This is a genomic window from Streptomyces sp. NBC_01508 (assembly GCF_045040315.1).
Lineage (GTDB): Bacteria > Actinomycetota > Actinomycetes > Streptomycetales > Streptomycetaceae > Streptomyces.
In genome coordinates this window covers 1,768,244-1,781,725 of sequence record NZ_CP109419.1, presented here as the reverse complement: position 1 = coordinate 1,781,725, position 13,482 = coordinate 1,768,244, and the positions used below count along the sequence as shown (strand labels likewise).

The 13,482-nt window shown below is 69.8% G+C and carries 9 protein-coding genes and 1 riboswitch; of the genes, 8 read left to right on the top strand and 1 reads right to left on the bottom strand.

Annotated features, from left to right (window positions below; genetic code table 11):
• Positions 1-27: 27 nt before the first annotated feature.
• From OG700_RS07915 to OG700_RS07890, 6 genes are all read left to right on the top strand, one after another.
• Entirely contained in the window at positions 28-1,035 is a 1,008-nt protein-coding gene (locus tag OG700_RS07915; RefSeq protein ID WP_405610967.1) for a LacI family DNA-binding transcriptional regulator, read from the top strand.
• Positions 1,036-1,223: 188 nt separating this feature from the next.
• A complete protein-coding gene (locus tag OG700_RS07910; RefSeq protein ID WP_405610964.1) occupies positions 1,224-2,642 on the top strand; it encodes an ABC transporter substrate-binding protein in 1,419 nt (472 codons plus the stop codon).
• Positions 2,643-2,727: 85 nt separating this feature from the next.
• A complete protein-coding gene (locus OG700_RS07905; protein WP_405610961.1) occupies positions 2,728-3,693 on the top strand; it encodes a carbohydrate ABC transporter permease in 966 nt (321 codons plus the stop codon).
• 13 nt (positions 3,694-3,706) lie between these two features.
• Complete coding sequence (locus OG700_RS07900; protein ID WP_405610958.1) at positions 3,707-4,636, top strand: carbohydrate ABC transporter permease; 930 nt, start codon at positions 3,707-3,709, stop codon at positions 4,634-4,636.
• Between the two features lie 119 nt (positions 4,637-4,755).
• The gene (locus tag OG700_RS07895; RefSeq protein WP_405610955.1) at positions 4,756-6,387 is read left to right on the top strand and encodes a glycoside hydrolase family 13 protein; all 1,632 of its coding nucleotides are present in this window, start codon (positions 4,756-4,758) and stop codon (positions 6,385-6,387) included.
• Between the two features lie 137 nt (positions 6,388-6,524).
• Entirely contained in the window at positions 6,525-7,619 is a 1,095-nt protein-coding gene (locus tag OG700_RS07890; protein WP_405610952.1) for a CobW family GTP-binding protein, read from the top strand.
• Positions 7,620-7,635: 16 nt separating this feature from the next.
• Here OG700_RS07890 and OG700_RS07885 read toward each other — a convergent pair whose 3' ends face one another.
• The gene (locus OG700_RS07885; protein WP_405610949.1) at positions 7,636-10,086 is read right to left on the bottom strand and encodes a DNA topoisomerase (ATP-hydrolyzing) subunit A; all 2,451 of its coding nucleotides are present in this window, start codon (positions 10,084-10,086) and stop codon (positions 7,636-7,638) included.
• Positions 10,087-10,353: 267 nt separating this feature from the next.
• Here OG700_RS07885 and OG700_RS07880 point away from each other — a divergent pair, with 267 nt between their 5' ends.
• Both OG700_RS07880 and OG700_RS07875 read left to right on the top strand, forming a co-directional pair.
• Positions 10,354-11,718 carry a M16 family metallopeptidase gene (locus OG700_RS07880; protein ID WP_405621520.1) on the top strand — a complete coding sequence of 455 codons (1,365 nt, stop codon included), beginning with the start codon at positions 10,354-10,356 and terminating at the stop codon, positions 11,716-11,718.
• 20 nt (positions 11,719-11,738) lie between these two features.
• Positions 11,739-13,106, top strand: a complete 1,368-nt coding sequence (locus OG700_RS07875; RefSeq protein WP_405621518.1) for a M16 family metallopeptidase — start codon at positions 11,739-11,741, stop codon at positions 13,104-13,106.
• 204 nt (positions 13,107-13,310) lie between these two features.
• Positions 13,311-13,479: riboswitch (cyclic di-AMP (ydaO/yuaA leader) on the top strand.
• The last annotated feature ends 3 nt before the right edge of the window (positions 13,480-13,482 follow it).

The following is a 13,482-nucleotide window of genomic DNA, read 5'->3' as shown; positions in this document are numbered from 1 at the left end:
TGCATGGTTTGCGCTAGTCTTGCGTGTATGACGCGACGACTTGCTCAGGTGGCGAAGAAGGTTGGGGTCAGCGAGGCCACGGTCAGCCGGGTGCTCAACGGTAAGCCGGGAGTTTCCCAGGCCACGCGGCAGTCCGTGCTGACCGCGCTGGACGTGCTGGGGTACGAGCGGCCGACACAGCTGCGCGGCGAGCGCGCCAGACTGGTCGGCCTCGTCCTGCCCGAACTCCAGAACCCGATCTTCCCGGCCTTCGCCGAGGTGATCGGCGGCGCGCTGGCGCAGCAGGGGCTCACCCCCGTCCTGTGCACGCAGACCAAGGGCGGCGTCTCCGAGGCCGACTACGTCGAACTGCTGCTCCAGCAGCAGGTGTCCGGAGTCGTCTTCGCCGGCGGCCTCTTCGCCCAGGCCGACGCGCCCCACGAGCACTACCGACAGCTCCACGAGCGCCGGATTCCTGTCGTGCTCATCAACGCGCCCATAGAGAACCTCGACTTCCCGACCATCTCCTGCGACGACGCCGTCGCCGTCGAGCAGGCGTGGCGGCATCTGTCGTCCCTCGGCCACGAGCGCATCGGCCTCGTCCTGGGCCCGGCCGACCACGTACCGTCGCGGCGCAAGCTCGCCGCCGCCCTCGCGACCGTGAAGGCGGCGGGGGAGTCGCTGCCCGACGAGTGCGTCGAGCGGTCGATGTTCTCCCTGGAGGGCGGGCAGGCCGCCGCCACGCGGCTGCTGGACCGCGGCGTCACGGGCGTCATCTGCGCGAGCGACCCGCTGGCGCTGGGTGCCGTACGGGCCGCCCGCCGGCGTGGTCTGGACGTCCCCGGCGAGGTCTCCGTCGTCGGGTACGACGACTCCGCCTTCATGAACTGCACCGAGCCGCCGCTGACCACCGTCCGCCAGCCGATCGAGGCCATGGGCCGGGCCGCGGTGGAGCTGCTGTGCGCCCAGATCCAGGGCGGCGCCGTGCCACCCGGCGAGCTGCTGTTCGAGCCGGAGCTGGTCGTACGCGGCTCCACGGCGCAGTCGCCGCGCTGAGAAAGCGGCCCCCGTCCGGCGATTGAGGACGAACCGACCCTGGCCCGCGAACGATGCGAAGGACTGTCAAGCTTTTACGAACACGGCGCGAGATCTTGCGGTCTCCTGTCGACGGTGGTTGAGTGTGCCGCGCCCCGGCAGAGTTTCAGCCGTGGGCCTTCCACGCTCATGCCCGAAGGGGACCACCGATGAGAAGTGCTGGGTTCCGCCGTATTCGCCGTACCGACCGCCCCGCCGCGGTTGCCATTGTCACCGTGCTCGCCCTGACTCTCGCCGCCTGCGGCACGAGCAGCAGCAGCGACGACGACGGCGACTCCGGCGGCGGGTCGTCCGACCCGTCAGCGCCGTTGGACCCGAAGGCCAAGGTGACACTCTCGATCGACTGTATGCCGCCGGCCGCGAAGGCCGCGGAGTTGAAGGAGTGGAACGAGGACGTCAAGGAGTTCAACAAGACGTACCCGAACGTCAGGATCAACGGGAAGTCCACGCCGGGCCAGTGCCTGGAGCCGCCGCGCTTCACCGCGATGCTCAAGGCGAAGTCCCAGCCCGACGTGTACTACACGTACTTCACCGACCTTCAGCAGGTGCTGGACAACGACAGCGCCGAGGACATCTCCGCGTACGTCAACGACAAGTCCGTGCCCGCGCTGAAGGACATCGACCCGGGCGTCCTGGACGTGCTGAAGCAGGACGGCAAGCTCTACGGCCTGCCGACCAGCAACTACACGATGGGCCTGCTGATCAACCGCAAGCTCTTCGAAGAGGCCGGACTGGACCCCAACTCGCCTCCCACCACCTGGGAAGAGGTCCGTACGGCCTCCGACAAGATCGCCGGCGTCGGCGGCGGCGTCTCCGGCTTCGGCGAGTACAGCGCGGGCAACAACGGCGGCTGGCACTTCACCGCCTCGATCTACGGTCTCGGCGGCGAGGTCGTCGACTCCACCGGCAAGAAGGCCGCGTTCAACACCGACCTGGGCAAGCAGGTCCTTGAGAACCTCCGCACCATGCGGTGGGACGACGACAGCATGGGCAAGACCCAGCTGCTCAAGTGGGGCGACCTCCAGAAGCAGATAGCCACCGACAAGCTGGGCATGTTCCTCGCCGCGCCCGACGACATCACGTACATGGTCCAGCAACTCGGCGCCACGTACGAGAACTTCGGCATGGGGCCGATCCCCGGCGCCGAGGCGACCCTCTTCGGCGGCAACAACTACATGATCAAGAAGGGCAGTTCGCCCGACAAGATCAAGGCCGCGATCGCCTGGCAGAACTTCAAGTTCCTCACCCCGGGCAAGGGCCAGTTCGAGTGGGAGCGCAGCAAGGCCGACAAGCTCCCCGTCGGACTGCCGCAGCCGAACTTCTGGCTCGGTGACTCCAAGGCGAAGGACGACGCGCAGCGCGCCGAGCACGCCACCATGCCCGTCGAGAACTTCAAGCCCTTCATGGACAACCCGGTCAAGGGCAAGGCCGAGCCGCCGAAGGCGCAGGAGATCTACAAGATCCTCGACGTCGCGATGTCCGGTGTGCTGACCAACGAGGACGCGGACGTCGACAAGCTCCTGTCGACCGCCGAGAAGCAGGTCAACCACGTCCTGGCGACGCGGTAACGGACGGGCGGGACCGGGTCACGCGGACCCGGTCCCGCCCCGGCTGTGAGTCAACGCGTCTGCGCACCGGCACCGAGGAGAGATCATGTCGGCCCCCACCCTGTCCAAGAGCGAGGCGAGAGAGCCGAGCCCCGGACGACGCCCCGGCTCCCACCGGACGGACTCTGCCCGCGAGGAGTTCGTACGGTCCGTGCGCCGCAACCTCTCGGCGCACGGGTTCCTGATCGGAGCCGTACTCTGCTTCTCGTTCTTCTCCTGGTATCCGATGGTCAGGGAATTCATCCTGGCCTTCCAGAAGAACGAGAACGGAGAGACCACCTGGGCCGGCTGGTCCAATCTCACGTACATCTTCAACGACCCGGCCTTCTGGCAGGCGTGGCGCAACACACTGCTCTTCACCGGCCTCGCGCTGCTGCTGGGATTCATCGTCCCGTTCCTCGTCGCCGTCGTACTCAACGAGTTCCGGCACGGCCAGGGATATCTGCGGCTGCTCGTCTATCTGCCGGTGATGCTTCCGCCGGTCGCCTCCGTACTGCTCTTCAAGTATTTCTACGACCCCGGATACGGCCTGTTCAACCGAATTCTGGAAGTCTTCGGACTCCCCGCCCAGCAGTGGCTCCAGGACACCGACACGGCGATGCTCTCCGTGGTCATCGCGGCGACCTGGATGAGCATGGGCGGCGCCACCCTGATCTATCTCGCGGCCCTTCAGGGAATTCCGGGCGAGCTGTACGAGGCGGCCGAACTCGACGGCGCGGGAATCCTCCGCAAGATCTGGCACGTCACCATCCCGCAGACCAAGCTCATTCTCTCGCTGATGCTGCTCATGCAGATCATCGCGACGATGCAGGTATTCACCGAACCGTTCCTGCTCACCAACGGGGCCGGTCCTGAAGGGGCGACGACGACGGTCGTCTATCTCATCTACCAGTACGCGTTCAACTTCAACAACTACGGCAGTGCGGCGGCACTCGGACTCGTCCTGCTCGTACTCCTCGCGGGCTTCTCCGCGGTGTACGTACGGCTCAGCCGCGGCAGCGAAGACGAGTGACGGGAGAGAAGGCATGACAGCGAACACGCTCATACCCCGGCGCAAGCGGGCCGCCACCGTCGAGGTAGCCCGCCCGCGGACCCTGATCTCACCGGCCCAACTGGGCAGATCCCGCGGCCGGACGGTCTACTGGATCGTCTTCGCCCTGGTGGTCCTCGTCTTCACCCTCGTCTTCCTCGGACCGCTCTACTGGATGGTCACCGGCGGTCTCAAGACCACCCAGGAAGTCGTGCAGAGCCCGCCGACGGCCTTCCCCACCTCGGTGCACCCGGAGAACTACGAGCAGGCGTGGAAGGTGATGGACCTCGCCAAGCTGCTCTTCAACACCCTGTACTACGCGTTCGGCGCGCTCGCCTTCCAGCTGATCTTCGACGTGGCCGCCGCCTACTCGCTCTCCAAACTCCGGCCGATCTTCGGCAAGGCCATCCTCGGCCTGATGCTGATGACGCTGATGATCCCGGCGACCGTCCTCGTCGTACCCCAGTACCTGACGGTGCTCGACGTACCGATCTTCGAACGCAACCTCCTCAACTCGCCCTGGGCGATCTGGCTGCCGTCCGTCACCAACGCCTTCAACATCTTCCTGCTCAAGAGATTCTTCGACTCGATACCGCGCGAACTGCTGGACGCGGCGGCCATCGACGGGGCGTCGGCGACGCGCACCCTGAGATCCGTGGTGCTGCCGATCTCCCGGCCGATCCTCGGAGTCGTGTCGATCTTCGCGGTCGTGGGCGTCTGGAAGGACTTCCTGTGGCCGATGCTCACCCTGCCCGACCCGGGCAAACAGACCCTCAACGTGGGCATCTACTCGCTCGCGAGCGGTGTACCGGAGAACGTCCTGATCGCGGCGCTCACCATCGCGTCCGTCCCGACGCTGCTCATCTTCCTGCTCTTCCAGCGCAACATCATGAGCGGTCTGACCGCGGGCGGCCTCAAGGGCTGATCGTCCTCCGCCGCTCCGCCGACCTACTCCCCACCAGCGCTCCGCCGCCCGCCCCTCATCCAGCGCCCCGTTGTCCGGGGGCCGGCGGCGGAGTCCCACCTGCCCGAAAGGACCGTCACGTGGCAGCCATCCAGCCGGCCGAGGCCACCGTCGAATGGTGGCGCGACGCCGCCATCTACCAGGTCTATGTACGCAGCTTCGCCGACGGCGACGGCGACGGCACCGGAGATCTCGCCGGCGTGCGGTCCAGGCTGCCGTATCTCGTGGAACTGGGCGTGGACGCACTCTGGTTCACCCCCTGGTACCTCTCGCCCCTCGCGGACGGCGGCTACGACGTGGCCGACTACCGCACCATCGACCCGGCCTTCGGCACCCTCGCCGAGGCGGAGAAGCTGATCGCCGAGGCCCGCGAGCTGGGCATCCGCACGATCATCGACGTCGTACCCAACCATGTCTCCGACCAGCACGTCTGGTTCAAGGCGGCCCTGGCGGCCGGACCGGGCAGCCCCGAGCGCGAGCTGTTCCACTTCCGCGCGGGGCGCGGGGCGGACGGCGAACTCCCCCCGAACAACTGGGTGTCCGAGTTCGGCGGCGTCCCCTGGACCCGGCTGGACGACGGCGACTGGTACCTGCACCTGTTCGCCACCGGGCAGCCCGACCTCAACTGGGCCCACCCGGCGGTCCGCCGGGAACACGAGGACGTGCTGCGCTTCTGGTTCGACCGGGGCGTGGCGGGCGTACGGATCGACTCGGCCGTCCTGCCCGCCAAGGACCCGGACCTGCCCGACTTCACACCGGGCACCGACCCCCACCCCTTCGTGGACCGCGACGAACTCCACGAGATCTACCGCTCCTGGCGCGCCATCGCCGACGAGTACGGCGGCATCTTCGTCGGCGAGGTCTGGCTCCCCGACGCCGAGCGCTTCGCCCGCTATCTGCGCCCCGACGAGCTGCACACCGCCTTCAACCTCAGCTTCATGTCGTGCCCGTGGGACGCCGGTCTGCTGCGGACCGCCATCGACGACACCCTCGCCGAGCACGCCCCGGTCGGCGCCCCCGCCACCTGGGTGCTCTCCAACCACGACGTCACCCGCACCGTGACCCGCTACGGGCGCGAGGACACCGGCTTCGACTTCGCGGCCAAGGCCTTCGGCACCCCGACCGACCTGGAGCTGGGCACCAGACGGGCCCGCGCCGCCGCGCTGCTCTCGCTGGCGCTCCCGGGCGCCGTCTACGTCTACCAGGGCGAGGAGTTGGGCCTGCCCGAGGCGGACATCCCGCGTGAGCGCATCGAGGACCCGATGCACTTCCGCTCCGGCGGTACGGATCCGGGCCGGGACGGCTGCCGCGTACCGCTGCCCTGGCGGGCACACGCGCCGCACGCCGGCTTCGGCGGAGAGCGCGAACTGTGGCTTCCGCAGCCGGAGTCCTGGGCGAAGTACGCGGCCGACCTCCAGACGGACGACCCGCACTCGATGCTCAGCCTGTACCGGCGGGCCCTGCGGCTGCGCCGTACGGAGCCAGGATTCGCCGTCCGGGCGTCCGGCGACGGCACCGGGGCCGCGCTGACCTGGCTGCCCGCCGGCCCCGGAGTCCTGTCCTTCACCCGTACCGACGGCCTGATCTGCGTCGTCAACCTCGCCGGGCCTCCCACGCGGCTGCCCGGCCACAGAAGCGTTCTGCTCACCAGCGGCCCCCTGGACGACGAGGGGAGGCTGCCGCAGGACACCGCGGCCTGGCTGCGGAGCTGACCTCCGCGGCCGAACCGCCCGCCCCGTGACGGGCCACGCCCGACGGCCCCGTCGCTCAGGTGCCCCTGCCCGCTCCTATCCTGGAGCGGGCAGGCGCGGCGCTCTGCCTCACCTCCTACGGAAGACGGAGCGCGGTCTTGAATCCGAGCACGGCCAAGCAGATCCCGGTGGTCGTCCTCGCGGGCTTCCTCGGCTCGGGCAAGACGACCCTCCTCAACCACCTCCTGCGCCGCCGCGCCGGCAACCGCGTCGCCGTCGTCGTCAACGACTTCGGGGCCGTCGAGATCGACGCCATGACCGTCGCCGGCCAGGTCGGCTCCACCGTCTCCCTCGGCAACGGGTGCATCTGCTGCGCCGTGGACGCCAGCGAGCTGGACGGCTATCTGGAGCGGCTGACCCGCCCCGCCGCGCGGATCGACATCATCGTCATCGAGGCGAGCGGCCTCGCCGAACCGCAGGAACTCGTGCGGATGATCCTCGCCGCCGACAACCCGCGCGTGGTCTACGGAGGGCTCGTCGAGGTCGTGGACGCGGCCGAGTTCGACGCCACCCGCGAGCGGCACCCCGAGACCGACCGGCACCTCGCCATCGCCGACCTGGTCGTCCTGAACAAGACCGACCGCGTGACACCGGCCGCGCACGAACGCGTCCTGCGGGTGATCGGGGAGCTGGGGCCGGCGGCGGCGGTGGTCTCCGCGTCGTACGGGCGAATCGACCCGGGCCTGCTCTTCGACCCCGCCACGCGCCCCGCCGAGGACGAGAAGGCCCGCCAGCTCTCCTTCGAGGACCTTTACGCCGACGAGGAGAGGCAGGAGCACCCGCACACCGGCTACGAGAGCCTGTCCTTCGACGAACCGGCCGCCATGGACCCGCGCCGGCTCATGGCCTTCCTCGACTCGCGGCCGGAAGGGCTCTACCGCGTCAAGGGCTTCGTGGACTTCGGCGCTGCCGACCCGGACAACCGCTACGCCGTCCACGCCGTCGGGCGCTTCCTGCGGTTCTACCCGGAGCCCTGGCCGCGGGGCGGCGAGCGCCGTACGCAACTCGTGCTCATCGGCTCCGGCATCGACCGCGACGCCCTGGAGAAGGAGTTGCGCGTCGCCGCCGTCACGGGCACCGAGGCCGGCGACGGCGGCGACGAGTCCGCCATGTGGGGCGTCCTGCGTTACGTACGGTCCGAGCCGGACGTACGGTCCGAGCCGGCGGCCGAAGAGGCAGCAGACCCGGTCTGAGCACCGAACCCGCGCGTCAGGTCGCCGGACCCGCCAGGACGGCAACGACCGACGGCGGCGGCGTCCCCGAACCGTCCCTGCGCGGATCCGGCTCCGGCAGCCGCGCCGGTGTGCCGTTCTTCTGCGCGGCCCGCGCCGGGGCCGCCCCCGCCCAGCCGAAGACCAGCAGATCCTCGCCCTTGAGGAACCGCTGGCAGCGCACCCCGCCGGTGGCCCGGCCCTTGCGCGGATACTGGTCGAACGGCGTGAGCTTCGCCGTCGTCTCCGAGTCGTCCAGCGTGCCGTGCGAGCCCGCGACCGTGTAGACGACCCCGTCGCCCGCCGGGTCGACCGCCGTGAAGGAGATCACCGAGGCGCCGTCGGCCAGCTTGACACCGGCCATGCCCCCGGCGGGCCGCCCCTGCGGCCGGACCTGCGAGGCCTGGTAGCGCAGCAGTTGGGCGTCGGAGGTGATGAAGACCAGATCCTCCTCGCCCGTACGCAGCTCCGCCGCGCCCACCACCCGGTCACCCTCCTTCAGGCCGATGACCTCCAACTCGTCCTTGTTGGACGGATAGTCGGGGACGACCCGCTTGACGACACCCTGGAGCGTGCCCAGCGCGAGGCCGGGCGAGGACTCGTCCAGCGTCGTCAGACAGACCAGATCCTCGTCCGGCTCCAGCGTCAGGAACTCCGCGAGCACCGCCCCGCCCGCCAGGTTCGGCGCCGAGGCGGTGTCCGGCAGCTGCGGCAGATCGATGACGGAGATCCGCAGCAGCCGCCCCGCGGAGGTGACCGCGCCGACCTCGCCGCGCGCCGTCGCCGGCACGGCCGAGACGATCACGTCGTGCTTCACCCGCTTGCCGTCGCCGCTGCCCAGCGGCCCGCCGTTGGCCGTACGCGCCAGCAGCCCGGTGGACGACAGCAGGACCCGGCACGGGTCGTCGGCCACCTCCAGCGGCACGGCGGCGACCGGCGAACTGCCCGACTCCAGCAGCACGGTGCGCCGGTCGGTGCCGAACTTCTTCGCCACCGTGGCCAGTTCGGCCGAGACGAGCTTGCGCAGCTCGCTGTCGGACTCCAGGATCCCGGTCAGCTCGTCGATCTCGCCGTTGAGCCGGTCGCGCTCGCCCTCCAGCTCGATCCGGTCGAACCGGGTGAGCCGGCGCAGCGGCGTGTCCAGGATGTACTGCGTCTGGATGTCGCTCAGCGAGAACCGCTCGATCAGCCGCTCCTTGGCCTGCGCCGAGTTGTCGCTCGACCGGATGAGGCGGATGACCTCGTCGATGTCGATCAGTGCGACGAGCAGCCCCTCGACCAGATGCAGCCGGTCACGCCGCTTGGTCCTGCGGAACTCGCTGCGCCTGCGCACGACAGTGAAGCGGTGGTCGAGATAGACCTCCAGCAGCTCCTTGAGCCCCAGCGTCAGCGGCTGGCCGTCCACCAGCGCCACGTTGTTGATGCCGAAGGTCTCCTCCATCGGCGTCAGCTTGTAGAGCTGCTCCAGCACGGCCTCGGGGATGAAACCGTTCTTGATCTCGATGACCAGGCGCAGCCCGTGCATCCGGTCCGTGAGGTCCTTGACGTCGGCGATGCCCATCAGCTTCTTCGCCGAGACCAGGTCCTTGATCTTGGCGATCACCTTCTCCGGGCCGACGGTGAAGGGCAGTTCGGTGACGACGAGGCCCTTGCGGCGCGGGGTGACGTCCTCCACGGTGACCGTGGCGCGGATCTTGAACGTCCCGCGCCCGTTCTCGTACGCGTCCTTGATGCCCTGGAGGCCGACGATCCGGCCACCGGTGGGCAGGTCGGGCCCCGGCACGTACCGCATCAGCGTGTCCAGGTCGGCGCCCGGGTGCTTGATCAGATGCCGGGCGGCGGCGATGACCTCGCCCAGATTGTGCGGCGCCATGTTCGTCGCCATGCCGACGGCGATCCCGGAGGCGCCGTTGACCAGCAGATTCGGGTACGCGGCGGGCAGCGTGACCGGTTCCTGCTCCTGGCCGTCGTAATTCGACTGGAAATCGACGGTGTCCTCGTCGATCGACTCCGTCATCAGTGACGTGGCGTCAGCCATCCGGCACTCCGTGTACCGCATGGCGGCCGGCGGGTCGTCGTTGCCGAGGGAACCGAAGTTCCCGTGGCCGTCGACCAGCGGCAGCCGCATCGAGAACGGCTGTGCCATCCGGACGAGGGCGTCGTAGATCGACGCGTCCCCGTGCGGGTGCAATTTACCCATCACCTCGCCGACGACGCGGGCGCACTTCACATAGCCGCGGTCGGGGCGCAGGCCCATCTCGTTCATCTGGTACACGATCCGGCGGTGCACCGGCTTCATGCCGTCGCGGGCGTCCGGCAGGGCGCGGGAGTAGATCACCGAATACGCGTACTCAAGGAAGGAGCCCTGCATTTCATCGACCACGTCGATGTCGAGGATCTTCTCCTCGAAGTCCTCCGGCGGCGGGGTCTTCGTGCTGCGGCGGGCCATCGCTGCTGCGGCTCCTTCACAGGTCTGTGCGGGTCTGGGCGGACAACTTGTGGAACTGACGCGGACCATTGTGGCCCGCCGGACTGACAACGCCGACCTCGACCCGTCGTTGAACCACCCGGCGAGCCGTTTCCGGCGGCGCGCGCAAGGGGCCGCGGCGCCGATGGCGAGTCCACGCCGCTTCTGCCGGGAGGGGAACTTCGCCAGGCGTCGGCACGCTTGCATACAGTGGCAGGACTTCTCCATATCGCGATCGAAGGGACGTACATGCCCATGGGTCACACGGCCACAGCGCAGGCCGGTTCCGGCGGCCTGACAGCGACCGAGCACCGGCTCGCCAACGGACTGCGCGTGGTGCTCTCCGAGGACCACCTGACCCCGGTCGCCGCCGTCTGCCTCTGGTACGACGTCGGCTCACGCCACGAGGTCAAGGGCCGTACGGGCCTCGCCCACCTTTTCGAGCACCTGATGTTCCAGGGGTCGGAACAGGTCAAGGGCAACGGCCACTTCGAGCTGGTGCAGGGCGCCGGCGGCTCGCTCAACGGCACCACCAGCTTCGAGCGCACGAACTACTTCGAGACCATGCCCACCCACCAGCTGGAGCTGGCCCTCTGGCTGGAGGCCGACCGCATGGGCTCGCTGCTCTCCTCCCTGGACGACGAGGGGATGGAGAACCAGCGCGACGTCGTGAAGAACGAACGCCGCCAGCGTTATGACAACGTGCCCTACGGCACGGCCTTCGAGCGCCTGACCGCGCTCTCGTACCCCGAGGGCCACCCGTACCACCACACCCCGATCGGCTCGATGGCCGACCTGGACGCGGCGACCCTCGACGACGCGCGGCAGTTCTTCCGTACGTACTACGCGCCGAACAACGCGGTGCTCTCGGTCGTCGGCGACATCGACCCCGAGCAGACGCTCGCCTGGGTCGAGAAGTACTTCGGCTCGATCCCCGGACACGACGGCAAGCAGCCGCCGCGCGACGGCTCCCTGCCCGACATCATCGGCGAGCAACTGCGCGAGGAGATCCACGAGGAGGTCCCGGCCCGCGCGCTGATGGCCGCCTACCGGCTGCCGCAGGACGGCACCCGCGAGGCCGACGCCGCCGACCTGGCGCTCACCGTCCTCGGCGGCGGCGAGTCCTCCCGGCTGCACAACCGCCTGGTGCGCCGCGACCGTACGGCCGTCGCCGCCGGATTCGGGCTGCTGCGACTGGCCGGCGCGCCCTCGCTCGGCTGGCTGGACGTCAAGACGTCCGGCGGCGTCGAGGTCCCGCAGATCGAGGCCGCGGTCGACGAGGAGCTGGCCCGGTTCGCGGCCGAGGGCCCCACGGCCGAGGAAATGGAGCGCGCCCAGGCCCAGTTGGAGCGCGAATGGCTCGACCGGCTCGGCACGGTCGCGGGCCGCGCGGACGAACTGTGCCGTTTCGCGGTGCTGTTCGGCGACCCGCAGCTGGCACTGACCGCCGTCCAGCGGGTGCTGGACGTCACGGCCGACGAGGTGCGCGCGGTGGCCGAGGCGCGGCTGCGCCCCGACAACAGGGCGGTGCTGGTCTACGAGCCCACCTCCCCTGACGACGACGCCGACGACGCGGCTGCCGACACCGACGAGCACGAGGGGGCGGACCAGTGACCGACGCTGCTGCCGTGACCATGGAGTTCCACCCGCAGCCGACCGCCGGGGAGGCCAGGCCCTGGGCGTTTCCCGCGCCCGAGCGCGGCGCGCTGCCCAACGGCCTGACGGTGCTGCGCTGCCACCGCCCCGGCCAGCAGGTGGTGGCCGTCGAGGTCTCCCTCGCCGCCCCGCTGGAGGCCGAGCCCGAGGGCCTGGACGGGGTCGCCACGATCATGGCCAGGGCGCTGTCCGAGGGCACCGACAAGCACACGGCCGAGGAGTTCGCCGCCGAGCTGGAGCGCTGCGGCGCCACGCTCGACGCGCACGCCGACCACCCCGGCGTCCGGGTCTCCCTGGAGGTCCCGGTCTCCCGGCTGCCCAAGGCGCTCGGTCTGCTCTCCGACGCCCTGCGCGCGCCGCTGTTCTCGGAGAGCGAGGTCGGCCGGCTCGTCACGAACCGGCTGGACGAGATCCCGCACGAGCAGGCCAACCCGGCCCGCCGCGCGGCCAAGCAGCTCTCCAGGGAGCTGTTCCCGGCGACCTCGCGCATGTCCCGCCCGCGCCAGGGCACCGAGGAGACCGTCGGCCGCATCGACGCGAAGGGCGTCCGCGCCTTCTACGACGCGCATGTCCGCCCCGCCACCGCAACGGCGGTGATCGTCGGCGACCTCACCGGCGTCGACGTCGACGCGCTGCTCGCCGAGACCCTCGGCGACTGGACGGGTGACACCTCCGAGCCGCGCCCCGTGCCGCCGGTGACCGCCGACGACACCGGCCGTGTGGTGATCGTGGACCGGCCCGGAGCCGTCCAGACCCAGCTGCTGATCGGCCGCGTCGGCCCCGACCGGCACGACCGCGTCTGGCCGGCGCAGGTGCTCGGCACATACTGCCTGGGCGGCACGCTCACTTCCCGGCTCGACCGGGTGCTGCGCGAGGAGAAGGGCTACACGTACGGCGTGCGGGCCTTCGCGCAGGTGCTGCGCTCGGACCCGCACGGCACGGGCGCCTCCATGCTCGCCATCAGCGGCTCCGTGGACACCGAGTCGACCGGCCCCGCGCTGGACGACCTGTGGAAGGTGCTGCGTACGCTCGCGGCCGAGGGTCTGACGGACGCCGAGCGCGAGACGGCCGTGCAGAATCTGGTCGGTGTGGCGCCGCTGAAGTACGAGACGGCCGCGTCCGTCGCCGACACGCTCGCCGACCAGGTCGAGCAGCACCTCCCGGACGACTTCCAGGCCCAGCTGTACGCCCGCCTGGCCGAGACCGGCACGGTCGAGGCGACGGCCGCCGTCGTCAGCGCCTTCCCGGGCGACCGGCTGGTCACGGTGCTCGTCGGGGACGCCTCGGTGATCCGGGAGCCGGTCGAGGCCCTGGGCATCGGCGAGGTGAAGGTCGTCACCGGCTGAAACGGCGCGGCCCCGCGATGCGGATAAGGGGAACCCCGGTGACGAACCAGTCGCCGGGGTTCCCGCTATGTCCGCATTCTTCAGGAGGTTGCCTGAATGCCCTGTGGCATGCGCGACAAAAGGGCCTGTCCGTTTGGTGATTGAAAGATGACCCCCTTAGCGTCGGTCCGGCTGTCCGCCAGATCCCGCCGCGCCCGCGGCACCGGACAGCCATCGCCGAGTCCCCGTCAGGCGCGAGCCTGGGGAGCCGGGGACCCAATGCACGCGTCCCTGGGGTGAATCGGGGGCCTTCGCGCTGTGCGCGAAGGAGCCCGTAGGAGACCTTCCTGCTCCGAACCCGTCAGCTAACCCGGTAGGCGAGAAGGAAGGAAAGGAC